At 68.4% G+C, this 26,169-nt stretch carries 22 protein-coding genes; 11 read left to right on the top strand and 11 right to left on the bottom strand.

What is annotated here, in order from left to right:
* Positions 1-54 precede the first annotated feature (54 nt).
* The 5 genes from RJ05_RS25785 to RJ05_RS25765 all read right to left on the bottom strand — a co-directional run bounded on the left by RJ05_RS25785 (position 55) and on the right by RJ05_RS25765 (position 4,522).
* Positions 55-648, bottom strand: coding sequence for a ribonuclease H family protein (locus tag RJ05_RS25785; protein ID WP_036541730.1), 594 nt, complete (start codon positions 646-648; stop codon positions 55-57).
* 10 nt (positions 649-658) lie between these two features.
* Positions 659-1,129 carry an SRPBCC family protein gene (locus RJ05_RS25780; RefSeq protein ID WP_036541729.1) on the bottom strand — a complete coding sequence of 157 codons (471 nt, stop codon included), beginning with the start codon at positions 1,127-1,129 and terminating at the stop codon, positions 659-661.
* A gap of 94 nt (positions 1,130-1,223) precedes the next feature.
* Positions 1,224-2,432, bottom strand: a complete 1,209-nt coding sequence (gene lhgD, locus RJ05_RS25775; protein WP_036541728.1) for an L-2-hydroxyglutarate dehydrogenase — start codon at positions 2,430-2,432, stop codon at positions 1,224-1,226.
* A 193-nt stretch (positions 2,433-2,625) separates the two neighbouring features.
* Positions 2,626-3,378: a hypothetical protein gene (locus RJ05_RS25770; RefSeq protein WP_138445524.1), complete on the bottom strand. Its 753-nt coding sequence runs from the start codon at positions 3,376-3,378 to the stop codon at positions 2,626-2,628.
* Between the two features lie 352 nt (positions 3,379-3,730).
* Complete coding sequence (locus RJ05_RS25765) at positions 3,731-4,522, bottom strand: TIGR03084 family metal-binding protein (RefSeq protein ID WP_036541726.1); 792 nt, start codon at positions 4,520-4,522, stop codon at positions 3,731-3,733.
* Positions 4,523-4,815: 293 nt separating this feature from the next.
* On the opposite strand from RJ05_RS25765, the gene RJ05_RS25760 reads away from it, so the two are divergent.
* From RJ05_RS25760 to RJ05_RS25750, 3 genes are all read left to right on the top strand, one after another.
* Positions 4,816-5,475, top strand: a complete 660-nt coding sequence (locus tag RJ05_RS25760) for a TetR/AcrR family transcriptional regulator (RefSeq protein WP_036541722.1) — start codon at positions 4,816-4,818, stop codon at positions 5,473-5,475.
* On the top strand, positions 5,472-6,644 hold the full coding sequence (locus tag RJ05_RS25755; RefSeq protein ID WP_036541718.1) for an FAD-dependent oxidoreductase: 1,173 nt from the start codon (positions 5,472-5,474) through the stop codon (positions 6,642-6,644). The genes RJ05_RS25760 and RJ05_RS25755 overlap by 4 nt, the downstream gene beginning before the upstream one ends.
* 133 nt (positions 6,645-6,777) lie before the next feature.
* On the top strand, positions 6,778-8,133 hold the full coding sequence (locus tag RJ05_RS25750; RefSeq protein ID WP_036541716.1) for a DUF445 domain-containing protein: 1,356 nt from the start codon (positions 6,778-6,780) through the stop codon (positions 8,131-8,133).
* A gap of 16 nt (positions 8,134-8,149) precedes the next feature.
* Here the strand turns inward: RJ05_RS25750 and RJ05_RS25745 are convergent, their stop codons facing one another.
* Positions 8,150-8,602: an ArsR/SmtB family transcription factor gene (locus RJ05_RS25745; protein ID WP_036541743.1), complete on the bottom strand. Its 453-nt coding sequence runs from the start codon at positions 8,600-8,602 to the stop codon at positions 8,150-8,152.
* On the bottom strand, positions 8,599-9,471 hold the full coding sequence (locus RJ05_RS25740) for a serine hydrolase (RefSeq protein WP_081597538.1): 873 nt from the start codon (positions 9,469-9,471) through the stop codon (positions 8,599-8,601). The genes RJ05_RS25745 and RJ05_RS25740 overlap by 4 nt, the downstream gene beginning before the upstream one ends.
* Before the next feature lie 213 nt (positions 9,472-9,684).
* Between RJ05_RS25740 and lon the strand changes: the two genes are divergently transcribed.
* A complete protein-coding gene (gene lon / locus RJ05_RS25735) occupies positions 9,685-12,162 on the top strand; it encodes an endopeptidase La (protein ID WP_051016913.1) in 2,478 nt (825 codons plus the stop codon).
* Between the two features lie 102 nt (positions 12,163-12,264).
* Here the strand turns inward: lon and RJ05_RS25730 are convergent, their stop codons facing one another.
* Positions 12,265-14,211, bottom strand: coding sequence for an AfsR/SARP family transcriptional regulator (locus RJ05_RS25730; protein ID WP_036541742.1), 1,947 nt, complete (start codon positions 14,209-14,211; stop codon positions 12,265-12,267).
* An 85-nt stretch (positions 14,212-14,296) separates the two neighbouring features.
* Here RJ05_RS25730 and RJ05_RS25725 point away from each other — a divergent pair, with 85 nt between their 5' ends.
* Positions 14,297-15,175 (top strand): alpha/beta fold hydrolase, encoded by an 879-nt coding sequence (locus RJ05_RS25725; RefSeq protein ID WP_036541708.1) that lies wholly within the window; start codon positions 14,297-14,299, stop codon positions 15,173-15,175.
* Position 15,176: 1 nt separating this feature from the next.
* On the opposite strand, the gene RJ05_RS25720 is transcribed toward RJ05_RS25725, so the two are convergent.
* Positions 15,177-15,617 (bottom strand): PaaI family thioesterase, encoded by a 441-nt coding sequence (locus tag RJ05_RS25720; RefSeq protein WP_036541706.1) that lies wholly within the window; start codon positions 15,615-15,617, stop codon positions 15,177-15,179.
* 189 nt (positions 15,618-15,806) lie between these two features.
* Between RJ05_RS25720 and RJ05_RS25715 the strand changes: the two genes are divergently transcribed.
* Positions 15,807-16,868 carry a DNA polymerase IV gene (locus tag RJ05_RS25715; RefSeq protein WP_036541704.1) on the top strand — a complete coding sequence of 354 codons (1,062 nt, stop codon included), beginning with the start codon at positions 15,807-15,809 and terminating at the stop codon, positions 16,866-16,868.
* 35 nt (positions 16,869-16,903) lie between these two features.
* Positions 16,904-17,896, top strand: coding sequence for an oxidoreductase (locus RJ05_RS25710; RefSeq protein ID WP_081597539.1), 993 nt, complete (start codon positions 16,904-16,906; stop codon positions 17,894-17,896).
* A gap of 126 nt (positions 17,897-18,022) precedes the next feature.
* Here the strand turns inward: RJ05_RS25710 and RJ05_RS25705 are convergent, their stop codons facing one another.
* Positions 18,023-19,903 carry an ABC transporter ATP-binding protein gene (locus tag RJ05_RS25705; protein ID WP_036541741.1) on the bottom strand — a complete coding sequence of 627 codons (1,881 nt, stop codon included), beginning with the start codon at positions 19,901-19,903 and terminating at the stop codon, positions 18,023-18,025.
* Between the two features lie 214 nt (positions 19,904-20,117).
* On the opposite strand from RJ05_RS25705, the gene RJ05_RS25700 reads away from it, so the two are divergent.
* Together RJ05_RS25700 and RJ05_RS25695 are read left to right on the top strand one after the other, a co-directional pair.
* A complete protein-coding gene (locus RJ05_RS25700; protein WP_036541700.1) occupies positions 20,118-22,919 on the top strand; it encodes an FAD-binding and (Fe-S)-binding domain-containing protein in 2,802 nt (933 codons plus the stop codon).
* 353 nt (positions 22,920-23,272) lie between these two features.
* On the top strand, positions 23,273-24,220 hold the full coding sequence (locus RJ05_RS25695; RefSeq protein WP_036541698.1) for a DNA-3-methyladenine glycosylase family protein: 948 nt from the start codon (positions 23,273-23,275) through the stop codon (positions 24,218-24,220).
* Positions 24,221-24,252: 32 nt separating this feature from the next.
* Here the strand turns inward: RJ05_RS25695 and RJ05_RS25690 are convergent, their stop codons facing one another.
* On the bottom strand, positions 24,253-24,456 hold the full coding sequence (locus RJ05_RS25690; protein WP_036541697.1) for a hypothetical protein: 204 nt from the start codon (positions 24,454-24,456) through the stop codon (positions 24,253-24,255).
* 396 nt (positions 24,457-24,852) lie between these two features.
* On the opposite strand from RJ05_RS25690, the gene RJ05_RS25685 reads away from it, so the two are divergent.
* A complete protein-coding gene (locus tag RJ05_RS25685; protein ID WP_255220959.1) occupies positions 24,853-25,755 on the top strand; it encodes a helix-turn-helix domain-containing protein in 903 nt (300 codons plus the stop codon).
* Positions 25,752-25,982 (top strand): DUF397 domain-containing protein, encoded by a 231-nt coding sequence (locus RJ05_RS25680; protein WP_036541693.1) that lies wholly within the window; start codon positions 25,752-25,754, stop codon positions 25,980-25,982. Before RJ05_RS25685 ends, RJ05_RS25680 begins: the two co-directional genes overlap by 4 nt.
* Positions 25,983-26,169: the final 187 nt, after the last annotated feature.

Genomic DNA, 26,169 nt, shown 5'->3' with positions numbered 1-26,169 from the left:
GTGGGTCGAGCCACCACCGCCGGAGGTCTATTCAGGTGGTCGGTGCGACGCCGATCAGAACAGCGTCAGCGTTCCTGCGGCCGGCTGCTTCGCGACTTTTCGCGAGGCAGCCGGTTTTTCTTCGGGCACAGCCGGTTCGGCGCGGACGGCGGGTGCCGGGATGGTGGTCGTCAGGGCCGGGATCTCGACCGCCACCGGATCGGCGGCGGCGGTGGGATCGGCGGCGACTCGACGGGCGGCCTGACCGGCCAGTGTGTCGGCCTGCTCGTTGAAGTAGTTGCCGACATGTCCGCGCACCCAGCGGAAACGGACCGGGCCGGGCCGGGACGCGATGGCTCGGTCGATCTGCTGGATGAGCTCGGCGTTCTTGACCGCGGCGCCCGCGGAGGTGCGCCAGCCGTTGCGCCGCCAGCCCGCGATCCACTCCGAGGCGCATTTGATGGCGTAGAGCGAATCGCTTTCGATCAGCAGCGGTTCATCACCGGGGTGGGCGAGGATTGCCTCGAGGAGCGCGCGTAGCTCCGCGATCTGATTCGTGCCCGACGCGGCTCCCCCGCTGTCGGAGGGGCCCTGATGGTTGACCCATGCCCAGCCGATGGCGCCGCCGGGATTGCGCAGGCAGGATCCGTCGGTGCTCACGATGATCATGCCACGCACCCTACGCAATCCGGCCGACAAGATCGGTACCGTGGAATTGCTCTATCTCCCTTCGTAACCGGGACTCTGTGCGGCGCAGGGCCGAACGGACACCCAATTCGATCGGACGAGCGAGCAGGCGGCCTGCGAGGCCACGTGGCGGATCGTAGTCGACCTCGGAGGTGAGTACCGAGCGCCCGTAGCCCAGCGGATCGAATCGCAGTGTCAGAGTGCCGGATAAGCGTCCACGCAGCGTATACCCGATCACGACGTTGCGCCGGTACTCGGTGATCTCGCAGGTGAGTGTGGTGCGCAGCAGGATAAGCCTGGCGTCGGTGCGAAAGCGTGCGCCCAGCCCGCGGTCGAGCTCGCCGCTGGGTTCGAATCCGGCGACGCCGAACATCCAGTCCGGTACGAACAGATGGTTGTCCGTGTAGGTGAACGCCACGTCGACCGGTGCGCCGACGTCGCTGGCATATCTGATGTGGCCCATGGGCCCTCCCTCCACGGCTCCGACAAAAGTACTACAGCGTTCCTCTTTATTCGAGAGTTGTGCCGAGATTTGGGGGAGGTGGATTTCCAGATTGCTACCGGCCGGTTGCTCGGTCGGCGGGCAGTCCGAGCCGATCGACGATGTGATCGGCGATCGGCAGTGCCGAGGTGGCCGCCGGTGACGGCGCGTTGAGCACGTGCACCATCCGTTCGGTGCGTTCGGCCAGGAAGTCGTGGATCAGCGTGCCATCCCTGGCCACCGCCTGGGCGCGAATGCCCGCTTCCCGTGGTCGCAGATCGGCCATCGTCAGCTCGGGACAGTAACGCCGGCATTCGGCCAGGTAGCCGCGCTTGAACAGGGAATTGCGCAGTTCCCGCAGCCCGGTGCGGACATTGGCCTTCGCCACCCGATGCACGCCCGGATATCCGAGCACCTCCCTGGCATCACGCAGGTCGACGCTGCCCTTGCGGTAGCCCTCCCTGGACAGGCCCAGTACGGCATTCGGCCCGACCGTGAGCTCACCGTCGATGGTCGGGCTCAGGTGCACGCCGAGAAACGGCAGGTCGGGATCTGGGATCGGGTAGATCAGGGTGCCGACCAGGCCCGCGCGTTCGGGCGGCAGCTGATAGTACTCACCGCGGAACGGCACGATCCGGGTGTCGATGCGCAGCCCCGCCATCCGGGCCACCCGATCGGCCTGCAATCCGGCACACGCCACCAGCTTCGCCGCGGTCCAACTACCCGCCGGACCGGACACGGTGACGCCGGCATCGGTCTCGGTGATCGAATCGACCCGCGCCCCCAGCACGATCTGCCCGCCCGCGGCACGCACCTCATCGGCCAGCGCATCGGTGATCCGGCGGTAGTCGACGATCCCGGTATCCGGAACGAACAGCGCGCCGACCCCGCGTACATGCGGTTCGCGCCGCCGCAACTCGGCGGCGTCGATCAACTCGACATCCACCCCGTTCACCCGCGACCGCTCGTACAGCGCGAGCATCCGCTCCCGCTCCGCCCCATCCGTCGCCACCAGCAACTTCCCGCATTCATCGAACGCGATCCCATGCGCCGCCGCGAACTCCTTGGTCGCCCGCGCCCCCTGCCTGCACAACGTCGCCTTCAAACTCCCCGGCGCGTAGTAGATCCCGGAATGAATGACACCACTGTTGTGCCCGGTCTGATGCGTACCCAGCGCACCGGTCTTCTCCACCAGCACCAGACTCGCCCCCGGCGCCCGCCGCAGAATCCGGTACGCGGTGGCGACGCCGACGATGCCGCCACCGATCACACAGAAGTCGTACATGGGATCAGATCCGGTGCGGGGTTGTCGACATGAGGAGCACGATAGGCGTGCGCTCGGCGGTGCACGAGCATCGGTCCTGGAACGCTCGGCGGCGTCGCAGTCATTACCCGGCCAGCGAATGAGTCATGGCCGAACACACTCGATCGGTTATCGATACCGGTTCACGAGCCCGGCAGATACCGATGGTCGTGAATCATGCTGTTATTGTGCCGTTTTCGCTTGGCGCGCTTGGGTCCACCGACTTCCTCGGCTCGGGTCGCGTGCCTTCGGGAAGTGAGGTCATGGCATCCACCGGAGCGCCCTCGGCTCGATCCGCTTGCCCCGGTGCCGGATTCCGGTCCAGCTCGAGCGCATGCTCACCGAGCGTCGGGTCGGAGAACACCAAAGTCACTTCGCCGCGGCGGGTGTCGACGTCGGTGCGCATCTGGGTGACGCCGGTCGGGTCGGTCGAGACGCCGAGGCGTTCGCGGACGGGCTCGGACATGAGGATGCCGCTCAGCACGGTCAGCGCATTGGTGTCGAGGGTGATGGAGACGGTGTTGGTCTGCGCCGGGGCCACTCGGGCGCCTACATAGGTGGTGCCGAGTCCCACGCGGCCGCCGACACCGGCGGAGTCCGTCGGGGCCGGCTGCGGTTCGGCGGGCTGTGCGGTCGGTTCGGGTGCGGTGAAGACCGCGGGGGTGATGGCGGGACGGTCGCGGTAGACGGCGGCCTGGCTGGAACCCTCGCCCAGCCGGATGGAGCCGGTGCGCGGAGCCGGTCCGACGCGAGGTGCACCGTCGCGGATGATCGGCGCCGAGGGCGCGGCGAGCTGACCTGGACGTTCGAGGCCGGGCATGTTCGTGGCGATGTAGGCGCCGGACACCACGGTGAGACTGAGGCTGGCCGCCCCTGCCAGCACGATGGCGGTGTGGCGAGCGATCTGAGCAGACTCGAATGCTGACACGATGCTTTCCTTTCCCTCCGCCCTGGTTTCCCTGGGGTCGACGGCCCGCATCGTTGAAAGCCGTACGCCTGTCCAGGTTACGGTGTGGACGGTGGGGCCGCCGCATCGCTGAGAGCAGCATCACAGCACTCGGCCTGCGTCAACGGCTAGCTCGGCGTTCACGTGACACGGGGGTGAACCATCCGCGTCGACGAGGTTTCGAGCCGCGAGAATCGGGGTAATCCCCGTTCGCTGGCGAGCGTCATTCTCGACTGCCATATCGAGACACCCGGCCAACGACGTCCGATCGTCGTCGCGACGCACCCAAGACTGGCGCTCGCCCGCTTCGCGTATCGGCGTGGGGCGGTCCAGCTCAGGCGAACTGTCCCGCGGCGCGTCCCGTACCACTCGGACCGGCGAAGGCCTGCGCGATCGTCAGCCATTCGGCCGCGTCCGCACCTACCGCCGTGAGTGCGAGATCGTCACGATGCCTGCGCTGGGTGACCAGCAGGCAGAAGTCCAGCGCCGGACCGGTGACGCGCTGTGCGGCATCCTCCGGACCCCAGGTCCACAGGTCGCCGTCCGGCGCGGTGAGTTCGATCCGGAATTCCTCGGCCGGGGCCTGCTTACCGCGAACCATGTACGCGAAGTTCCTGGTCCGCGCGCCGATATGGGCGACGGTCCGCAACCGGGCGGTCGGCGTCCGAGTGATGCCGAGCGCGTCGGCCACATCCTGGCCGTGCGCCCAGGTCTCCATCGTCCGCGCGGTGACCATGGAAGCCGCGCTCATCGGCGGCCCGAACCACGGCACTTTGGCGCCGTCGGGAACATTGCGCAGGGCGTCGGCCAATTCGACCCGGCTGCGCCGCCACCGTTCCAGCAGCTGCGCCGGCTCCTCGGCCGCGGCTTCCTCGGCGGCCTCGTCGACAAAGGTGAGCACGCGCGGCCCGGCCTCGGCGACCAGCTTCGCGAATCGGTCGGCGTCGCTCGCCGAGATCGCGGCGATCTCATCGGTCCAGGCCAGATGCCCGATCTGATGCGCGATGGTCCAGCCCTCGGCGGGCGTGGGGGTGGCCCACTCGGCGGGCGTGAGCGGGGCGACGAGTCGTTCCAGATCGGCGCTCTCCTCGGCCAGATCGCCGAGTAGCGCTTCCAGGTCAGCCATGGTGTTGTCCTCGCCCCGCGTCGTCGTTGCCGGATGCCACTCGAGGTGACGTCGGGGTTCAGCATCGCAGCTCGGAATTAAAGAAGCAAGCACGCGTGCTTGTATTTGGCTTCGCCTAGCCCGCCAGCGTGCTGCCCATTTCGGCCCCTTGCCATGACCAGCCGGGAATTCGCAGGTAAAGCCATCAATCGAGCTGGTCGATAGCGCGTTTCGGTCAACCTGTCAGTCAGCGCTTGCCAAGGATGTAAGCCCGCGATGTCATGTAAGTAAGTGGTTACTTACATGGAGCGCGAATGGCATCGACACGCGAGCGAATAATTTCCGAAGCCTTGCGACTGTTCGGCGACCAGGGTTTCGCCCGCACCTCCGTCGCCCAGATCGAAGCGGCCGCGGGGCTCTCGCGTGGTTCGGGTGCGCTGTACCGGCACTTCGCCTCCAAGGACGAACTGCTCGTCGAGGCGGTGCGTTCGCGCCTGGTCGACCGGGGCGAATGGCAGCACTTTCTGGCACCGGACTTCTCCATCGCCCAGTTCCTGCGGGCGGTCGCGCCGAACGCGACGACGGCGGACCGGCTCTGGATGCTGTGCCGGATCGGGCTGATGCGCCTCGAACACGACCGTGACGTCACCCGAATCCTGCTGCGTGACAACTCCATCGCCCCCGAAGTGCTGGAAGTGTTCCGCCGCGAGGAGTTCACCGTGGTCACCTCGGTGGTCGCCCGCGGACTGGCCGAACTCGCCGGGCCGGCCCACACCGACGCCGACTGGGATGCCACCGCGGCCGTCATCGTCGGCGCCATCGCCCACTACTGGCTGATGTGCGACATCTTCGGTGGCGAGCACCCCTCCGGAATGGACAGCGAACGTTATCTGCGGGCCACCGCGGAACTGATGGCAGCCCAGATCGACGCGGCCGCATCTTTCACCTCTGTCGAACAGGAGATATCGCGATGACCCAGCACATCACCGTGATCGGTGGCGGCCTCGCCGGTCTCACCGCCGCCATAGCGTGCGCGGAAACCGGTGCGTCGGTACGGCTGTTCGAGGCGCATTCGACGCTCGGTGGGCGTGGGCGCGCCACCTCGGGGCCCTACATCGCCCACGACGGCGCGCACGTCTTCTATGCCGACGGCCCGCACTACACCTGGCTGAAGGCACGCGGGTTCACCGCGGGCCTGGGCCTGCCCGCACCACGACATATGGTGCGTCTCGGTTTTCGCACCGGCGACCGGGTGCGCCGGATCCCGCCCGTCGGGATGCTGCGCGCGCAAGCCCGCTTCGACCTGAAACCGCCGGTGGACATGGACTTTCGCAGCTGGGCATCGGCGCGATGGGGTGAGGCGACCGCCGAGCACATCGCCAACGCCATCAGCGTGGCCACCTATGACGCCGACACCGGACGACTGTCGGCGGCCTTCGTCTGGGGGCTGTTCCAACGGGTGCTCGGACCGCGCGTGCCCGCGGTGCGATGGGTGCGCGGCGGCTGGCAGCGGGTGGTGGACCGGATGGCCGCCCACGCCGCCGGGCTCGGCGTCGAGATCACCACCGGTGCGCGCATCGAGAGCGTCGATACCTCGGCCGGGCCGGTGATCGTGGCCACCGAGCTCGCCTCGGCGCGGCGCCTGCTCGGCGACGACAGCCTGACCTGGACCAGCGGGCACGCCGCCCTCCTCGATATCGCGGTGCAGAGCTCGCCACGCGACCGCACTATCGTCTTCGACCTCGATGCGGGCGGGTTCCACGAGAGCTACACCATGCAGGACGACAGCATCGCCCCCGCCGGGCAGTCGCTGTTCCAATTGCAGATGCCGGTGCGCGCCGGCGAATCGCCCGGGCAAGCTCAGCGGCGACTGGCCGAGTTCGCCGATCTCGTCATCCCCGGACGCGACACCAGGACGACGTTCTCCCGGACCGGCACCGCGAAGGGCCGCACGGGCGCCCTTGATCTGCCCGGCCGGACCTGGCGCGACCGGCCGGCAATCGACCGCGGGGACGATGTCTTCCTGACCGGCGATATGGTCGCCGCCCCCGGAATGCGTGGCGAGATTTCGATCAACAGTGCCCTGGTCGCGGCCGAACGCGCGGTCGCCGCGCTGCCCGTGCGCAGCGCCAGGCGATCATGAACCGCTCGCCGCTGGCGGCGCGCCCCGCATCGTTGACACCTCCAACGGGCAATGAGAATGTTGGGACCTCGAGTCTCATTCGATGTGACAACCATTCCGGGCATTCGTACCGGCCGGCCTAGGGAGAGCCCGCGTGATCACGCTCGCGTCCGGTGTGTTCATCGACTGGGAGCAGCTGACCGGGCAGTCGAAGTTCGTCGTCGACCTGATCAGCTTCCCGATCTTCGCCGGTATCGCGGGCTGGCTGACCAACTGGACCGGCGTGCTGATGCTGTTCTGGCCGCTGCGCTTCCGCGGTGTGCGGGTGCCGGGCCTGAAAGTGCTGTACCCCTATCTGCCGCGCCGGGTGCAGGTGCTTCCGGTGTTCTCCGAGGACGGTTCGCGCTTCGGTTTCCAGGGCTTCATCCCCGCCCGCGCCGAGAAGATGGCCAGCATCTGCGTGGACAAGGCGCTGCTGCGGATCGGCAGTCCACGCGATTTCATCCACGAACTCGACCTGGACGGTATCGCCGACTACGTCGCCGAGATGGCGCACAAGCAGGTGCAGTCCATCGTCGACGATGTCATGTACCGGGAGAACCCGGAGCTGTGGGGTTCGCTGCCGCGGGCGATGAAACAGCTGGTCTATCAGCGCGTGGACCGGGAGCTGCCCGCGCTGTGCCGTCGTGCGTTCGAATCGCTGGGTGACAACGTCGACCAATTGATCGACGTCAAGGGCTTCGTCATCCGGTACCTACAGGACAACCCGATCATCCTCAAGGATCTGACCACCACGATCGCCGCTCCGGAGCTGCGGTTCATGGTGCGGATCGGCCTGCTCGGCGCGCCGTTCGGCCTGCTGCTCGCGCTGTATCTGCACGTGCATCCGAACATTCCGGTGCTCGGCTGGGTGCCCGCGTGGGTGATCGTGCTGCTGGTGTCGGCCGGCATCGGCGTGCTGGTCAACCTGATCGCGATCAAGATGGTGTTCGAGCCCGGCGACCCGCAGCCGCGTTACAAGTACCTGTGGCGCCAGGCCCTGCTGGCCAAGCGGCAGCCGCAGGCGGCGGTCGATCTGGCCCGCATCCTGGCCTACCAGGTGCTCACCCTGCCCAACCTGTCCAAGGAACTGCTCGAGGGCCCCAACGGCGACAAGACCCGTCAACTGCTGGAACGGCTGATCTCCGACGAGATCCACCGCCAGCTCGGCCGCACCACCTCGGTGGTCCGCGCCGCCTTCGGCCGCCGCCAATTCGACAATCTCAAGGTCGGAGCCGCGGGCGCCGCCGTCGGCCTGGCCCCGACCCTCGTCGAGGACGCCGAGTTCACCGAGGAACAAGCCAAGAAGATCGATGAATTCGCCGCCCGCAAACTCAAACAACTCACCCCCGGCGAGTTCATGGAGATGTTCTACGCATCGGTCGAACAGGACGCCTGGTTGCTGTACGTCCACGGCGGCCTGCTCGGTCTGGTTGTCGGCGGGGTACATCTGCTGCTGTTCGGCTGGTAGCGGTTCTCGGCGAGCCCTACCGCAGCACCTCGCCGATATCGGCAGCGGCCGTCATCAGGATCAGCAGCGGGACAACTTTCTGGGCGGGGATCCGGTAAGCGCCGCGGGTGTGTTGTTCGATGACTTTCGCGGAGGTCAGGGTGCGGATGTGATGGTAGAGCTGCCCGGTGGAATTGAGTGAGACCGCCTCTGCCAGTTCGGTGCCGGTGCGGGGGCCGTCGAGTAGGGCTTCGATCAGGGCCTGACGAACGGGATGGCCAAGAGCGGCGAGCACGTCGACGCGGGTTTGGGCGGGGAGTTGCGGGATGGCGGCGGCGCTGTAGCGGATCGTCCAGTCGACGGGGCCGCCGAAATCGACGCTGCCGCGGTATTCGATGAATCCGTGTTCGGCGTCTCCGGTCCGGCGCCGGCCCTCGAGCTCCTCGATCCGGGCCTCCAGCTCGGCCAGTTTGGCGGCGACGTCGGTCATGCGGCGCATGCTAACCGGTGCCACATCGCCGGCTCCGTCATGGCTCTGACCAGGAGTTGCTGCTCGCTCATGGTGGAGAGCGCGGAGAACCAGGTGGTCGCGGGCATCCTGCGGTTGAGCAGGACGGCGGTGGCGACTGTGCCGTCGGCGCGGCGCAGGTAAATGGCGTCGGTCAGCACGCCGGGATAGCTGCCGCCTTTGAATCCGATCGCGACGGGCCCTGGGACCGGCTGCTGCCATTCCAGGTGGGCGCGTGCCACGTCGCTGCCAGGTCCGAAACTCCCGGTCGCGATGGCACGATGCATCGACGCCACCTGGCGAGAAGATCCCGTGGCCGTTGTTTCTGCCCACGCCATTTGAATGTCGAGCGGCGGCATCGTCTTCGATTGAATGGTGGTGCGGTACGCAGAATCGTCCGCGTAGCGCCGCGCCAGCGCCCACTCGTTGTCGCTTTCCCGGATCATCGCGCTCACCAGCTGGTCGAGCGTGATCGTAGCTCCGGTGAGGCGAGTGCGCGCCGCTGGATGGGCGCCGCCGTCGGCACCGGGCAGATACCAGCGTTCCCAGTCACTGACGGGCACCGTTTCCTGCGGGTCGAGTGTGCCCGCCGCGACCGCGCGGGCGTATGCGGCAAGATGGACCACTTTCACTACCGAGGCGAGGGGCTGTTGGTCGTCGGCCCGCCGTTCGATGACGTTGCCCCGGCCGTCATCGATCGCCAACGAGATGTTGTCTGGGTCGGAGTGTATGCGGCCCAGCCATTCCTCGGCCGAGGCGACACCTGCCTGCGGTGACGGCTCGCATGACTCGTCGGCAGCGCTGGGATTCGAGCATCCCGCCAGCAGCGGGATCACCGCGGCCACGACCATCGCCAATCTACGCACCGATTCTCCTGAAGTACGTAATTACGTAATTAAGAATAATGCTCAGCCTAAGCGCGGTCCGTCCAGCTGTCGAGACGCCGCTTTCGCCCTGAGTGAACCCCGCCACTCCCCCGGAACAAACCCGAATACCCCGGGGTTGAGTAGGCATCGCTCAACTTTGAAAGGGTCGAAGACGTGACTGCAGCTCAGAATTTGCCGGTGCTGTTCCTGACCGATCCGATCGTGCTGCCGGGCATGGTCGTGCCCATCGAACTCGACGAATCGGCGCAGGCGGCGATTGATGCCGCTCGGGCCGCGAAGACCGACCAGGTGCTGGTCGCGCCCCGTTTGGATGAGGGGTACGCGGCGTACGGCGTGGTCGCCACTATCGAACAGGTCGGCCGGTTGCGCGGTGGTGCGCCGGCGGCGGTGCTGAAGGCGGAGCGGCGCGCCAAGATCGGGCACGGGGTGACCGGGCCGGGCGCGGCGCTGTGGGTAGAGGCCGAACCGGTGGAGGATGTGCCCGCCGACGGGCGGACCAAGGAACTCGCCGCCGAATACAAGAAGCTGGTCGTGTCGGTGCTGCAGCGCCGGGAGGCCTGGCAGGTGATCGACGCGGTCAACCAGCTCAGCGATCCCTCCGCGATCGCCGACACCGCGGGCTACGCCACCTACCTGACCAGCGAGCAGAAGCGTGAACTGCTGGAAACCCCGGAACCGGCCAAGCGGCTGGCCACGCTGATCGAATGGACCAAGGCGCATATCGCCGAGACCGAGGTTTCGGAGAAGATCAGCGAAGAGGTCCGCGAGGGCATGGAGAAGAGCCAGCGCGAATTCCTGCTGCGCCAGCAGCTCAACGCCATCCGCAAGGAACTCGGCGAGGACGAACCCGACGGTGCCGACGACTACCGCACCCGCGTCGAGCAGGCCGACCTGCCGGATTCGGTGCGCGAGGCCGCGCTGCGCGAGGTCGGCAGGCTCGAACGGGCCAGCGATCAGAGCCCCGAATCGGGCTGGATCCGGACCTGGCTCGATACCGTCCTGGAGCTGCCGTGGACGGTGAAAACCACCGACAGCACCGACGTTTCGGCTGCTCGTGCCGTGCTCGACGCCGATCACCACGGCCTCGACGAGGTCAAGGACCGGATGGTCGAGTACCTGGCGGTGCGGGCGCGGCGGGCCGCGCGCGGGCTGGAGGTCGTCGGCGGACGCGGGTCCGGCGCGGTAATGGTGCTGGTGGGTCCGCCCGGTGTGGGCAAGACCTCGCTGGGTGAGAGCGTCGCGCGGGCGCTCGGACGCAAGTTCGTGCGCGTCGCGCTCGGCGGTGTCCGCGACGAGGCCGAAATCCGTGGCCACCGGCGCACTTACGTCGGCGCGCTGCCCGGACGCATCGTGCGGGCGATGAAGGAAGCCGGCTCGATGAACCCGGTGGTGCTGCTGGACGAGATCGACAAGGTCGGCTCCGATTTCCGCGGCGACCCGGCCGCGGCGCTGCTCGAGGTGCTCGACCCCGCGCAGAACCACACCTTCCGTGACCACTACCTCGACTTGGATCTCGACCTGTCCGACGTGCTGTTCATCGCCACGGCCAACGTCATGGAGACCATCCCCGGCCCGCTGCTGGACCGGATGGAACTGATCACCGTCGACGGCTACACCGAGGACGACAAGGTCGCCATCGCCCGCGACTTCCTGGTCCCGCGCCAGCTGGAACGCAACGCGCTGACCGCCGAGGAGGTGACCGTCACCGAGGCGGCGCTGCGCGAGATCGCGGCCGACTACACCCGCGAGGCCGGTGTCCGGCAGATGGAGCGGTTGATCGCCAAGGTGCTGCGCAAGGCCGCCACGAAGCTGTCCGAGGGTGGTGTGGCCGACGACGACACCGTGATCTCGCTCGGTCTGGGTTACGACCCGGAGCTCGGCTACGACGACCCGGTGCATGCTGGTAGCGACGTCGCATCCGAGACAGCAGTGGGCGGTGCCGACCTGCCGGCCGGCGAATCCCGCTCCACCGCAGCGGTTTCCGGTGAGTCGCTGACCATCGACGTCGGTGATCTGAAGGACTACCTGGGCCGTCCCCGGTTCACCCCGGATTCGGTGGAACGCACCGCCGTCCCCGGTGTGGCCACCGGTTTGGCGGTGACAGGTCTCGGCGGCGATGTGCTCTACATCGAGACCAACGCCGTCGACGGCGAACGTTCGCTGACGCTCACCGGCCAGCTCGGTGACGTCATGAAGGAATCCGCCCAGATCGCGCTCACCTACGTCCGCTCGCACCTGGAAGAGATCGGCATCGAACCCTCGGTGCTCGACCGCAATATCCACGTGCACTTCCCGGCGGGCGCGGTGCCGAAGGACGGCCCGTCGGCAGGCGTCACCATGGTCACCGCACTGGTCTCGCTTGCCCTCGGCAGGCAGGTGCGTTCGGACGTCGGCATGACCGGCGAGGTCACGCTGAACGGCCGGGTGCTGCCCATCGGCGGCGTCAAGCAGAAGCTGCTCGCCGCGCAACGGGCGGGCCTGAAGACGGTGTTCATCCCGGCCCGCAATGAGCCGGACCTGGACGACGTCCCGGCCGAGGTGCTCGCCGCCCTCGACGTCCGCCCGGTCGCCGATGTGGCCGACATCCTGGCCTACGCCATCGAACCGGTCGAGGAACCGGCGCTGGATGGACGGCCGCTGGCGGCGACGGCCTGATCGTAGGGCGGTGCTGAGCCGTCACGTCGGCGCCGATGGCTGCGAATCGAGCCGTGCCTGTCATCGACTGGCACGGCTCTTTTCGTATGCCGAGCTGGCGAGCTAAGCCAGCGCGTCGTCCAGCTCGGCGAGATAACGGTTGACCGGTCCGGCGGTGAGTATTCCGCTGCCCGCTCCGGCGATCTCCCCGGCGGCCGGCGTCAACCGGGCACGGGCGCGGTCTATCACGGCGTGGTCGTCGAGGTCGATCGCCGCGCGTGCGATGAGGCACCCCAACGCTTCGATCAGCAGGCCTGGCGGTGGTTCCGGGACGCGAGCCAACCGCACGGCGGCGTCGTCTCGGCGTCCTTCGGCCAGTAGCAGCAGGGGCCGAGCCCACGGCTCATACGGACCCCACTCGGTCTCGGCCGGGAAATCCGCCTGCGCCCCATGCCATACCCGCAGGCACAGCAATGCCATCGGCAGCGCGCCCTGCTCGAATCCCGGCATGCCACAGTTCTCGGACCGCCGTGCGACCCTGCGATATCCCGCTTCGGCGACCTCGATCGGTGCGCCGGTCGCGGCGGCTCGCATGGCGCGATACCACCCGGTGAATACCGCGACCAGCGGTCGGTCGTTGCGGGTGCCGAGGCGGTCGGCGGCCTCGGCGTGGACGTCGGCCTGGTCGAAATCGCCGAAGGCGCTGCGGGTCTGCATCAGGGCCAGATGGCCGAGGATCTCGAACGGCACCAGATCGTGGCGGCGCGACACCTGCACCAGTTCGCGGCCGATGGTTTCGCGTTCGCCCGCGCGACCGGGCCGATCACAGGTCTGCAGGAACAGGCCGTTCAGGGCGAAGACGAGCAAGGACGGATCATCCAGTGCGCGGGCGATATCGGTGGCCGCGCGGGCGGCGTCGACCCCACGACGACCGCGGATCCCCCGTGATTCGACGGCGATAGTCGTCAGCAGACGGGCCCTGGAACCGGCGGACGCCTCCGCGGGCAGCCGGGCGAGCGTGCGTTCGGCGGCGGCGGCGATCTGCGCCGCCTGGCCGGGATCGTCGGAGCGGGGCCATATTCCAGGCACGTCATAGCTGCCGATGATGCGAGCGGTGAGTTGCGGATCATCGAGTCGTTCGGCAGCGATGACGGTGTCGAGCCGCTGCTGCCTCGCTGCCGCGAGTCCGCCGCTTCCGGTCATCGCAAGACTGCGCAGCAGTCCGACAGTCGATTCGAGGCGCGCGGTGGCTCCACCGGCCACGGTGCGGTCGTATGCCGCGGTGGTTTCCGCCCAGACGCGGTCGGCGGCGTCGTCGACACCGATGTCGTGGCGCAGGATGGCGGACTCGGTGGCGGCCAGCCGCGGACCGGGCTCGACGCCTAGATCATCGACGAGAATGCCACGCGCCCTGCGCAATACCGCGAGCGCATCGCCCTGACGTCCGGATCGGTACAGGGCGAGCGCGAGCAGCCGCCACCCCTCCTCCCGCCATGGATGGGTGCCGACCAGGGCGTCCAGATCCGGCACCGCGTCCGCGGCGCGTCCGAGCGCGAGACGAGCCTGCGCCTGCCGTTCGACGGCCATGAGCTGCAGCTGCTCCAGCCGCGCGGATTCTGTGCGAGCCCAGCCCATATCGGCGAACTCGGCATATGCCGGACCACGCCACCAGCCGAGCGCTTCGGTCAGCGCGGCCAGTGCGGCGGCGGGAGCGAGGTCGTCCGCATCACGCACCGCCCGCTCGAAACGCCACGCGTCGACGCGATCCTGTTCGGCGCGGAGGGCGTATCCGGTGCCTTCGGTGACCAGTAGCCGCGCGGCCGCGCGCGCCGGGCGCTCCGGTTCGAGCGCGCGCCGCAATGCGGCGACGAAGGTCCGCACGGCCGATTTGGCGCCCTCGCCCGGGTGCCCCCACAGATCGTCGACGATGACCTCCACCGGCACCACCCGCCCGCGCGCTACCAGCAACCGTGCCAGCACCGCCCGGTGCCGAGGCCCCTTCAGATCGATCCGGCCGCCGTCGGGATCCCAGGCGAGCACGGGTCCGAGCACGCCGAACGAGACTGTCACGCCCTCACGGTATAGCGCGCTCATCCATTGCTCATCGGGCCACGCCACGCTGGTCCAGACCGAACCGAACAAGGAGAAATGCCCGATGACCTCGATGATTCCCGGATTCGACTACCGCAGCGTGCCGGTAGCCGACGACGTCGCGCTCAACGTGGCGGTCGGCGGTTCCGGCAGCCCGATCGTGTTGCTGCACGGATTTCCGCAAACCCATCTGATGTGGCGCCATGTCGCGACCGACCTCGCCGCCGAGCACACCGTCATCTGCCCGGACCTGCGCGGATACGGTGCCAGCGCCAAGCCGGTCGAACGGGACCGCGACGTCTACTCGAAGCGAACCATGGCCGCCGATATCGTCGCCGTCGCCGAAGCGCTCGGCTTCGACCGTTTCGCGCTGGCCGGCCACGACCGCGGCGCCCTCGTCGCGATTCGCGCCGGGCTCGATCATCCCGGTCGGATCAGCCATTTGGCCTCCCTGGACGTGCTACCCACTCTGGACATGTGGGAGGTGCTGCACGGCGCCGATGCTGCGGTGGCGTTCCACCTGTACCTGATGGCGCAGCCGGCCGGTCTGCCCGAGCAGATGATCGCGGGCAGTGCGGACGCGTTCTTCGGGTATTTCCTCGACATCTGGACGCGGGATACCAACGCCATCCCGGCCGATATCCGCGCCGAGTATCTGCGTGCCGCGCGCGAGGCGGTGCCGTCGATCGTCGCCGATTACCGCGCCAGCGCTGGGGTGGATATCGAACACGACCGCGCCGACCGGGCGGCAGGCAACCGGCTGGGGATGCCGGTCACCGTCATCCAGCAGGACTGGGGCGCCGCACTCGGGTTCGACGCCGCGCAGCTGTGGCGGAACTGGGCCGTCGATCTCGACCACAGCACGCTCGACGCGGGCCATTTCATGGCCGAAGAGGCGCCGGAGGAGATCACCCGCGCCCTGCGCGCACTGTTGGCCCGCTAGCTCAGCCGCCGTTGCCGAGCTCCCGCTCGACGCTGCGGGTGGTGCCTTGCGCGACCGCGCACAGCACCGGCTCACCATCGTCGCCTTCGGCGTAGATCTCGCAGCCGACCACGGCTTGCCGTCGCGTCGCACCGGTCACCTTCGCCTCGGCCCGCAACCGTTTCCCGTTCGCGGGCCGCAGGTAGGTCACCGTGAAACCGCCGGTCAGCACATTGGGGCCAAGCACGGTGCCGGCCGCGAAGGTGATCGCGTTGTCGGCGGCATAAGCCAGCACGCCGCCGTGCACGAAGCCGAACTGTTGACCCAGCTCCTCCCGCAACGGAATCACCAATGTCGCCGCGCCGCCTCCGAACGCCGTCAGCTCCGTGCCGACCAGCTGCGCGAACGGTTGCGCGGCGAGCACCTGCCGCGCTTGTTCGATACCGAGTTCGGGAATGGTCATCCGGCGGATCCCTCCTGGTCGTTGCCGCGGCCGGTGGGTGCGAGGTCGGCGGCAGCGCTACAAACCACACATTTACACCGTAAAACCGTTCACCGCAACGGTTGACGGGTGCCGTGGAGCGCGGCGATCTGCCGGGTCGCCGCGGCGCGGCCGGAGCCGGCAGTCATACCCGTGCGGTAAGACGGACATATGCCCCGGTGGCTGTTGCACGTCGATCTCGACCAATTCCAGGCGGCGGTGGAGTTCCGTCGTCATCCGGAGCTGCGCGGACAGCCGGTGATCGTCGGCGGGAACGGGGATCCGCAGGAGCCACGCAAGGTCGTCACCTGCGCCTCGTATCCGGCGCGAGCCTATGGGGTGCGCGCGGGCATGGCGTTGCGAACAGCGGTGCGCAAATGTCCGGACGGCGTGTTCCTGCCGCTGGACATGGCCAGCTACGAGGAGGCCTCCGATGAGGTCATGGCGTTGCTGCGGACTTTCGGTCCGGTGGAGGTCTGGGGCTGGGACGAGGCCTTCCTGGCCGCCGACACCGACGATCCGGAGGCCCTGGCCCGCGAAATCCGCGCCGCCATCGCCGAATTGGAGCTGAGCTGCTCGGTCGGCATCGGCGACAACAAGCTCACCGCCAAGCTCGCCACCGGTTTCGCCAAATCCTCGGGCAAGGATTCCGCCGAACCCGGCGCGGGCGCGGCGGCGGGCATGTTCCGGCTCACCGCCGGCAACTGGACCGAGGTGATGGCGCACCGCCCGACCAGCGCGTTGTGGGGTATCGGCAACCGGATCGCCGCCCGGCTGGCCGAGCTCGGCATCGTGACGGTCGGTGACCTGATGGCCTCGGATCGGCACCGCCTGGCCGAGGCGTTCGGCCCGACCACCGGCCCGTACCTCGGGGTGCTGGGTAAAGGTGCGGGCGATACCGAAGTCGTCACCGAGCCGCGAATCCCGGTGGGCCGCAGCAAATCCGAAACCTTCCCGCACGACCTCACCGAACGCGAGGAGATCCGCGCCCAGGTCGCGCGGCTGGCCGGCGAGGTGGCCGACGAAATGGCCGGAGCCGGACGGATCACCATCCGGGTGTCGGTGACCGTGCGCACGAATACCTTCTACACCCGTAGCAAACAGTCCAAGCTGGCCGAACCCACGACTGACCGCGACGCGATCATCGACGCCGCCCTGCGCATCATCGACCGCTTCGAGCTGGACCGTCCGGTGCGGCTGCTCGGCGTCCGCCTCGAATTGGAGCCGGTCTGACCTCTCGGCAGCCGCACGCTCGTATGCTCGGGCTCATGGAATTCTGGGCGATGGTGGCACACGAATCGGACAGCGGCGTCGTGCTCGCGCGACAGCAGGTCGGGACGGAGTTCCTCGGGCCGGGTGCGGTGACGATCAAGGTGCATTATTCGAGCGCCAATTTCAAAGACGGCCTGGCGATCACCCCGGGCGGCGGCGTGGTGCGCAACTACCCGATCGTCCCCGGTATCGACCTCGCCGGTGAGGTGGTGGAATCCGAATCCGACGATTTCGCGCCCGGCGATCAGGTGGTGGCCCACGGATACGAGATCGGCGTCTCGCACCACGGCGGTTTCGCCGAATACGCGAGGGTGCCCGCCGAATGGGTGGTGAAGTTGGACGGCCTCTCCACCCGAGACGCCGCCGCGCTCGGCACCGCCGGGTTCACCGCGGCGCTGAGTGTGCAGGCGCTGCTCGACCGCGGCCTGACTCCTGATGACGGCGCCATCCTGGTGACCGGCGCGACCGGCGGGGTCGGCAGCGTGGCCGTCGACATCCTGTCCGGCCTCGGTTACGAGGTGATCGCCTCGACCGGGAAGACCGATGCCGCTGATCACCTGGCCGAACTCGGCGCCAACGAGGTGATCGGCCGCCTTCCGGAACCGGAGACGAAGGTCCGGCCGCTGTCCAAGGCCCGCTGGGCCGGTGCGGTGGACAGCGTGGGCGGGGCGTCTCTGGCGTATGTGCTCAGCGCCATCGGCTACGGCGGCGCCGTCGCGGCCAGCGGCCTGACCGGCGGTACCGAGATCCCGACCACCGTGATGCCGTTCATCCTGCGCAATGTGGCATTGCTCGGCATCGACTCGGTGAACCATCCGATCGAGAAGCGGCGCGAGCTGTGGCGCCGGCTGGCCAACGAGCTGCGCCCGCGCCATCTGTCGGAGATCGAGAACTTCGCGCCGGTCACCGAAGCCGAGCGGGTGCTGCGCTCGATCAAGGACGGCACCCATTCGGGTCGCACGGTCTTCGGGGTCGCCGGCGAGTTCTGATCGCGCGGCTGTCGGGCCGGCCCTTCCTCGATATCGGGCAGCGAGCGGCCGGCCCTGCGGCGCCGATGCCTGCTGCTACTACCACCAGCTGCGCCGGACTCCCGCCTGTCGGGCGGCCAGACAACGTCAGGCTGCGACCGGGGCAGGCTCCTCGGAGAACTGCGTCCGGTACAGCTCGGCGTACCGCCCGCCCGCGGCCAGCAGCTGCGGGTGGGTGCCGCGTTCGACGATGCGTCCGTCCTCCAGCACCACGATCTTGTCGGCTGCGCGGATGGTCGACAGCCGGTGCGCGATGACCAGCGCCGTGCGTCCCTCGAGCGCCTCGGCCAGCGCCTCCTGCACCGCGGCCTCCGAGGTCGAGTCCAGTGAGGCGGTGGCCTCGTCCAGAATCACCACGCGGGGCTGCTTGAGCAGCAACCGGGCGATGGTGAGCCGTTGGCGTTCGCCGCCCGAGAGCCGGTAACCGCGCTCACCGACCACGGTGTCGAGCCCGTCGGCCAGCGACGCGACCAGATCGCGCAGCCGCGCCCGTTCGAGTGCGTCCCACAGCTCGGCCTCGGTGGCCTCGGGCCGGGCCAGCAGCAGGTTGGCGCGGATGGTGTCGTGGAACAGGTGCCCGTCCTGGGTCACCAGCCCGACGGCCTGCTGGATCGACCGGGTGCTCAGCTCACGCACATCGATCCCGTTGAGCCGCACCGCGCCACTGTCGACGTCGTAAAGCCGCGACACCAGCTGCGCGATGGTGGACTTACCGGCCCCGGACGAACCGACCAGCGCCACCATCTCACCGGGTTCGGCGCGTAGCGAAATATCGTGCAGCACTTCCACTCCACCGCGGGTGTCCAGCGTCGCGACCTCCTCCAGCGAGGCCAGCGACACCTTGTCCGCCGACGGGTAGCCGAAGCGCACATTTCGCAACTCCACGGCGACCGGGCCCTCCGGGACCGGGACGGCGTTCGGCGCGTCCTCGATCAGCGGCTTCAGATCCAGCACCTCGAACACCCGCTCGAAGCTCACCAGCGCGGACATGATCTCCATGCGCGCACTGGCCAGTGCCGTCAGCGGCGAGTACAAGCGGGTCAACAGCAGCGACAGCGCGACGACAGCGCCCGCGTCCAGCCGCCCGGCCAGCGCGTACCAGCCGCCGAGGCCGTAGACCAGCGCGATCGCCAGTGCGGAGACCAGCGTGAGCGAGGTGACGAACACGGTTTGCAGCATGGCGGTGCGCACTCCGATATCGCGCACCCGCTTTGCCCGCAGCGCGAACTCCGCCGACTCCTGGTGCGGGCGGCCGAACAGTTTGACCAGCGTCGCGCCCGGTGCGGAGAACCGCTCGGTCATCTGGGTGCTCATCGCCGAGTTCAGGCCCGCGGCCTCGCGTTGGATATCGGCGAGCCGATCGCCCATCCGGCGGGCCGGGATCACGAACACCGGCAAAAGCAGCAGTGCCAGCAGGGTGATCTGCCAGGACAGCTGGATCATCACCACCAGCGTCAGCATGACCGTCACCAGATTGGCCACCACGCCGGACAGAGTGTCGCTGAACGCGCGCTGCGCGCCGATCACGTCGTTGTTCAGCCGGCTCACCAGCGCGCCGGTGCGGGTGCGGGTGAAGAAGGCGATGGGCATCTTCTGCACGTGGTCGAACACGGCGGTGCGCAGGTCGAGGATCAGGCCTTCGCCGATGCGGGCCGACAGCCACCGGATCGCCAGGCCGAGGCCGGCGTCGACGATCGCGAGCCCGCCGATGGCCAGTGCAAGGATGACCACCACGCGCGGCGCCGCACCGTCGACGATCCCGTTCACCACCCGCCCGGCCAGCAGCGGCGTAGCCACCGCCAACAGCGCCGATACCACGCTGAACAGCAGGAACACGCCCAGCCGACGTTTATGCGGTGCCGCGAAGCGCAGGATCCGCCGAGCCGTGGCCATACTGAACGGCCGCTGCTCCTTCGGCGCGTTCATCCGCCGGTACATCTGGTTCCAGGCCACCGATTCGATGCTCACCTCGACACGTCCTTCCACTCCCCGCCAGTCAACCTCAGGCCACCGACACTAAGACCTCAACAAAGGTTGAGAGCAAGTTGTTTCGAGAGGTGATTTCGCGCCCGATCGGGCGGAGGCGTTGTTGCCGCTGGGAGCGCCGGGCCGAGTGGAGGCGTTGTTGCCGCTGGCAGCGCTGGATCGGGCGCAGGCGAGGTAGCCGCCTAGGCTGGACGGCGTGACCGACGAGGACGGCGGACGGGTTCGGTTGGCGCGGGCGCTGCGCCGCCGGATCGGCGGTGAGGTCGACGTATCGCAGCGGCGGCGCGCCGAATATTCCTCGGATGCGTCGAACTATCGGGTGCTGCCCGAGGCGGTGGTGTTCCCGCGCGAGGACGGCGATGTGGCCGCCGTGCTGGATTTCGCGCGCGCCGAGGGCCTGCCGGTGACCGCGCGTGGGGCCGGAACATCGGTGGCGGGCAATGCGATCGGGCCCGGCATCGTGCTCGATTTCAGCCGGTACCTGCATGCCGTACTCGAGCTGGATCCGCAAACCCGCACCGCGCGGGTGCAGCCGGGACTCGTGCTCTCGCAGCTGCAACGCCGGGCCGCCGCGCACGGGCTGCGGTTCGGGCCCGATCCGTCGACGCAGAACCGTTGCACCCTCGGCGGCATGATCGGCAACAATGCCTGCGGCCCGCATGCCCTGGCTTGGGGCCGGACCTCCGATACCGTGCGTGAGCTGCGTGTTCTGGATGGAACCTGCACCGAACGGCGGCTGTCGGACGACCTGACGGCGCTACCGGGGCTCGCCGATTTCACCCGAAACGCGTTGGCCGTGCTGCGCACCGATCTCGGCCGGTTCGAGCGACAAGCGTCGGGATACGGCCTGGAACATCTGCTGCCCGAACGGGGTTCGTCGATCGCGAAGGCCTTCGTCGGCACCGAGGGCACCTGCGGGCTACTACTCGAGGCGACCGTCGATCTGGTGCCGTTGCCGTCCGCGACGGTGCTCGTGGTTCTCGGCTACCCCGATATGGCCACCGCCGCCGACGATATCGCCGCGGTCACCGCGTGCGGGCCGATCGCGGTGGAAGGCATCGATGCCCGGCTCGTCGATATCGTCCGCACCCATCGGGGGACCGTGCCGGACCTGCCGCGCGGAAACGGCTGGCTGTTCGTCGAACTCGCCGGTCACACCGCGCAGGAGGCGGTCGCGGCCGCATCCACACTGTGCCGGTCGGCGGGTGCGTTGGACAGCACGATCGTCACCGATCCCGTTGTCGCCGCCGCGCTCTGGCGGATCCGCGCCGACGGAGCCGGCCTCGCGGGCCGCACCCCCGATGGTCGCCCGGCGTGGCCCGGCTGGGAGGACGCGGCCGTACCACCGGAACATCTCGGCGCCTACCTGCGCGACTTCGGCGCCCTCACCGCCGAGCACCGGGTCGACGGCCTGCTCTACGGCCATATCGGTGACGGCTGCATCCACGTGCGCCTCGACCTGCCGATCGCCGATGCGCCGCAACGTTTCCGGGCCTTCCTGCACGACGCGGCCGAGCTGGTGGTGCGCTACGGCGGCTCGCTGTCCGGCGAACACGGCGACGGCCGCGCCCGCTCGGAACTGCTGCCGCTCATGTACTCCCCCGAAGTGCTGCGCACCTTCGCCGAGTTCAAGGCCCTGTTCGATCCGGCGGGCGTGCTGAATCCCGGCGTGCTCGTCGATCCGGCGCCGATCGATCACGACCTGCGGCTGGCCGGTCTGCCGAAGGTCGCAGGCGTTGGCTTTTCCTACCCGCACGACGACGGTGATCTGAGTACGGCCGTGCACCGCTGCGTCGGTGTCGGCAAATGCCGCGCCGACAGCAGCGCGAGCGGCGGTTTCATGTGCCCGTCCTACCTCGCGACCGCCGATGAGAAGGACAGCACGCGCGGGCGCGCCCGGGTGTTGCAGGAGGTGGTGCGCGGCGCGTTGCCGTGGTCGTCGCCGGCGGTGGAGCAGTCGCTCGAGCTGTGTCTGTCCTGCAAGGCGTGCCGGTCGGATTGCCCGGCGGGGGTGGATATGGCCACCTACAAATCCGAGGCGCTCTATCGCCGCTATCGGCGTCGTCTTCGGCCGGTCGATCACTACACGCTGGGCTGGTTGCCGCGTTGGCTGGCGTCCGCCGGACGGGCGCCGCGGCTGGCCAATGCCGCTGCGCGAGCCGAGCCGCTGCGCCGCTTCGGGCTTCGGGCCGGCGGAATGGACCCGCGCAGGGAGGTCCCGCGACTGGCCGCGCGCGGCTTCCGGCGGATCTGGCGGGACAGCCAACGGTCACGGGGCGATTCCAGTGATTCCACTGAGGTGATGCTGTGGATCGATACCTTCACCGAGGCCTTCGATCCCGACATCGCTGTGGCGGCGGTACGGCTGCTGGAATCGCTCGGCTATCGCGTTCGCATCCCGGAAAGACGGGTGTGCTGCGGGCTCACCTGGATAAGTACCGGTCAGCTGGACGGTGCCCGGAAGCGGCTGCGGGGGACGCTGGACGCGCTGGATGAGCATGTGCGCGCCGGCGGCATCGTCATCGGTCTCGAACCCTCGTGCACCGCCGCACTCCGCTGCGACCTGCCGGAACTGCTGCCCGACGATCCACGCTCGAAGCCGACCGCGGCGGCGGTGCGCACTCTGGCGGAGTTCCTCGACGCGGAACCGGACTGGATAGCGCCCGACCTTTCCGGGCAGTCGGTGGTGGTGCAACCGCATTGTCACCAGCACGCGGTTCTCGGCTTCGAAGCCGATCGCCGGATATTAGCCAGAATGGGTGTCGCGGTGACCGAAATCACCGGCTGTTGTGGTCTGGCCGGCAACTTCGGAATGCAGAAGGACCATTACGACATTTCGGTCGCGGTGGCGGAAAACGGTCTGCTACCGGCATTGCGGCACGCGGGCGATGATGCGATCTTGATCGCCGACGGCTTCTCCTGCCGGACGCAGGCCGCGCAGCTGGCCGGACGTCCGGGCAGGCATCTCGCCCAGCTCATTCTGGGCGACCGGCGCTGACGCGCACGCGAGATTCGTGGTGCTCGCGGACGCGTCGGTGCCGCCGGGTACGGCTCAGCTGCCGAAAGGCAGGGTGCCCGGCGGAATCTGGTAGCCGGAGCTGCCCGCGGACACTCCACCCCAGGCGTTGAGCAACCAGTTGAGCGCGTTGGTGATCATTGTCGAAAACCTCCGTAGTGGCGACTGCCAGCTGTTTGCCGATTCGCCGCCATTATCGTCGGATATTCCGAATCTGTTACAAACCGCTCCTTACCTGCGGCTATGCCGTCATCGGATCGTGATAGGGAGCCGCCGCTCAACGGTGCGGCACCCCTCACAACGGACGCACCGGGCCCGCAGAGCACAATGAACCCGTGCGTGACGCGAGGGTCGAATCGGAAGCCGGCTGCCTCGGCTCCGTCCGCACTGTCACCTCCGAGCGACCTATCGATCTCGCGCACACGATCTCACCGCTGCGCCGCGGCCCCGGCGATCCCTGCTATCAGCTGACCCGCGACGGAGCGCATTGGCTCACCGCCCGGATGCCCACCGGCCCCGTCACCTACCGGCTGGTCCAGGCAGGCCCCTGCGCCGTGCAGGCCCGCGCGTGGGGCCCCGGTGCGGACGAGTTCCTGGACCGGCTGCCCTGGATGCTGTGCCTGGACGAGGATGTGTCCGGTTTCGCGCCCGAACACCCCAAGATCGCCGACGCGCATCGCCGCCATCCGGGCCTGCGCATGCTGCGGACCGGGCTGGTATTCGAGGCGCTGGTACCCGCTGTGCTGGAGCAGAAAGTGCACACCGTCGCCGCACACGCCTCGTGGCGGCGGCTGGTGCGGCAGTTCGGCTGCCGTCCGCCGGGCCCGGCGCCCGACGGGATGCGGGTGGCCCCGGACGCCGACGGCTGGCGCCGCATCCCTTCCTGGACCTTTCACCGCGCGAACGTGGGCCCGCAGCGTGCGCAGACCATCGTGCGGGCGGCCCGGGTGGCCGATTCGCTCGAGCGTGGCAGCGGGTTGGCGCCCGCCGCGGCGGCGAAGCTGCTGCGCAGCGTGCCCGGGATCGGCGAGTGGACGGTCGCCGAGATCTCGCAGCGGGCATTCGGCGATGCCGACGCCCTGTCGGTGGGAGATTTCCACCTCGCGGCGATCGTCGGCTGGACCCTGCTCGGGCGCCCGCTCGACGATGCCGCGATGGTGGAATATCTGGAACCGCTACGGCCGCACCGTTATCGCTCGGTGCGGCTGCTGTCGATCAGTGGTCAGGCCCGTAAACCGAAGTTCGGTCCGCGCACCCCGATCACCGATCATTCCTGGCATTGATCACCGACCGGTGATCGAGCGCTGCCCCCTCACTACCGCAGCGCTCGATCGTCGAGCACACACCGGCCCGATTCCACCAGGGTCGCCCGCGCGCGCCGCCGTACCCGGCATTCGTCGACGGTGCAGTCCAGATGCAACTGCATTGCCGCATGGGCTTGTTCGGTCGTCATGACACCGGGATCGTTGCGGCATGCCAGCAGCGACGCGACATGCATATTGAGGTTGGTCAGCTGCATTGCGCGACCTCCGTCCACGCGGTGCGCTGGGCACCGGGAGCGGCTAGGTCGCCGGCGTCCGGCGATGACTCGGTGAGGTGTTCTGTCATGACTCTCCCCGTTCTGCGTGCGATACCTCGTACTAGACTTCGGAGTCCTGCGTGATTCCCCTTGTGCGAGGCGATTTTCCGGCCCGGCACACTTCCAGCACACCATCCGGGCGGCCCCCGCAGGCGTAGTTTCCGGATCTACCCACTTTTCGCGCGAATACCCAGCACAAGATCCGTTCTGGAGTGCAGGATTGCCCATAGTGGACGAAAGATCCCAATGCCCAGGCGAAGTGTGACGGGGGACCGCACGCATGGCTCCTCCGGATCGACGGCGCTGGGCTGATCCCAGAGCAGAACGGAGCATGCGGTGCCAGCTGGTTCGGTGAGTTCGGGAAGCAAATCCACGAGTCTGCCGCGGCGGCAGCTCGGCCGGTATCTGCGCGATATGCGCACCCAGTCGGGATTGACCATCGCCCAGGCGGCTCGGCTGATGGAATGGGGCGCCAGCACCCTGCAACGGCTGGAGAAGGGTCAGGCCGACCGGATCCGCACCATCGATATCCGGGAACTGTGCCGGATCTACGGTGTCCCGGATCAGCTCGCCGAGGGACTGGCCGGGCTGGCCCAGCAGGCCGACACCCCGAGCTGGTGGCACGCCTTCGGCGACGTGATCCCCGAAACCTTCGATGTATACGTGGGTTTGGAGGCCGCGGCCGAATCCGTCACCGCCTACCATCCCGAGCTCGTCCCTGCACTGCTGCAAACCGCCGAATACGCGCGGGCCCTGTATCGGCTCGCCCATCCCGGCGACGACGAGGCCGCACTCGACAAGCGGGTGCAGCTGCGGCTGCAACGACAGGCGCTGATCACCCGCAGGGTCGCGCCGGCGACGCTGGATGTGATCGTGCACGAAGCGGTGCTGCGCCGGATGGTAGGTGGCGCCAAGGCGATGGCGGGTCAGCTGCGGCATCTGGCGGATGCGGGCACCAGGGACAACGTCACGGTGCGGGTGCTGCCGTTCGCGGCCGGAGTTCCGCTCGGGGTCGGTACCGGCGCGTTCACCATCCTCGAATTCGGCGTCGACCGATCGGGGCGCCCGCTGGAGCCGCCGGTGGTGCACGCCGAGGGGCTGACCGGGGATCTGTATCTGGAACGCCCGGCCGACGTGCGCCGGTACCATCGGGCGCACGAGAACCTCCGGCATTCTGCGCTGGACGGTCCATCGAGTAGGCACCTGCTGCGGCAGCTGGCGAAGGAGTTCCTGGCATGAGTATCGACAAAGGCGCCGACATCGACCTGTCCGGCGCCACCTGGCTGCGCGCGGGCGAAGGGGAAAACGGCGACGCGGTCGAGATAGCGCTGCTCGCCGACGGCCACGTCGGCATGCGGGATGGCAAGAACCCGGACGGCCCCGCCCTGGTATTCACCCCTGGCGAATGGGCCGCCTTCACCGCGGGCGTGCAGGACGGTGAATTCGACCGGCCCGCCAGTCCCTAGCATCGAGTGCGCACCGGCCCGCGATCTACCTGGTGTTTGACTTCCGAAGATAACGGGTAGACAACAACTTGTGGATCGTGGGCTGAAAAACACCCACCCCTTGTACCGCAGATTGCGGCCGCACGACTGGGTCGAATGGCTTATCGTCGCGCTGCTTTTCGCGGTGTCGGCGGTGGGTATCTATGTA

Origin of the sequence: Nocardia cyriacigeorgica NBRC 100375, from assembly GCF_000308555.1 — a bacterium.
Taxonomy (GTDB): Bacteria; Actinomycetota; Actinomycetes; order Mycobacteriales; family Mycobacteriaceae; genus Nocardia; species Nocardia cyriacigeorgica.
The sequence above is the reverse complement of the archived record's forward strand: the minus strand, read 5'-3'. Positions and strand labels throughout refer to the sequence as shown.

Excerpts from the sequence above, each read along its gene's own strand:
- RJ05_RS25710 (WP_081597539.1), top strand. The coding sequence starts at position 16,904 with ATGGAATTCTGGGCGATGGTGGCACACGAATCGGACAGCGGCGTCGTG.
- RJ05_RS25690 (WP_036541697.1), bottom strand. The coding sequence starts at position 24,456 with ATGCAGCTGACCAACCTCAATATGCATGTCGCGTCGCTGCTGGCATGC.
- RJ05_RS25715 (WP_036541704.1), top strand. The coding sequence starts at position 15,807 with ATGCCCCGGTGGCTGTTGCACGTCGATCTCGACCAATTCCAGGCGGCG.
- RJ05_RS25765 (WP_036541726.1), bottom strand. The coding sequence starts at position 4,522 with ATGGCTGACCTGGAAGCGCTACTCGGCGATCTGGCCGAGGAGAGCGCC.
- RJ05_RS25785 (WP_036541730.1), bottom strand. The coding sequence starts at position 648 with ATGATCATCGTGAGCACCGACGGATCCTGCCTGCGCAATCCCGGCGGC.
- lhgD (WP_036541728.1), bottom strand. The coding sequence starts at position 2,432 with ATGTACGACTTCTGTGTGATCGGTGGCGGCATCGTCGGCGTCGCCACC.
- RJ05_RS25755 (WP_036541718.1), top strand. The coding sequence starts at position 5,472 with ATGACCCAGCACATCACCGTGATCGGTGGCGGCCTCGCCGGTCTCACC.
- RJ05_RS25740 (WP_081597538.1), bottom strand. The coding sequence starts at position 9,471 with ATGGTCGTGGCCGCGGTGATCCCGCTGCTGGCGGGATGCTCGAATCCC.
- RJ05_RS25780 (WP_036541729.1), bottom strand. The coding sequence starts at position 1,129 with ATGGGCCACATCAGATATGCCAGCGACGTCGGCGCACCGGTCGACGTG.
- RJ05_RS25760 (WP_036541722.1), top strand. The coding sequence starts at position 4,816 with ATGGCATCGACACGCGAGCGAATAATTTCCGAAGCCTTGCGACTGTTC.
- RJ05_RS25680 (WP_036541693.1), top strand. The coding sequence starts at position 25,752 with ATGAGTATCGACAAAGGCGCCGACATCGACCTGTCCGGCGCCACCTGG.
- RJ05_RS25725 (WP_036541708.1), top strand. The coding sequence starts at position 14,297 with ATGACCTCGATGATTCCCGGATTCGACTACCGCAGCGTGCCGGTAGCC.
- RJ05_RS25745 (WP_036541743.1), bottom strand. The coding sequence starts at position 8,602 with ATGACCGACGTCGCCGCCAAACTGGCCGAGCTGGAGGCCCGGATCGAG.
- RJ05_RS25720 (WP_036541706.1), bottom strand. The coding sequence starts at position 15,617 with ATGACCATTCCCGAACTCGGTATCGAACAAGCGCGGCAGGTGCTCGCC.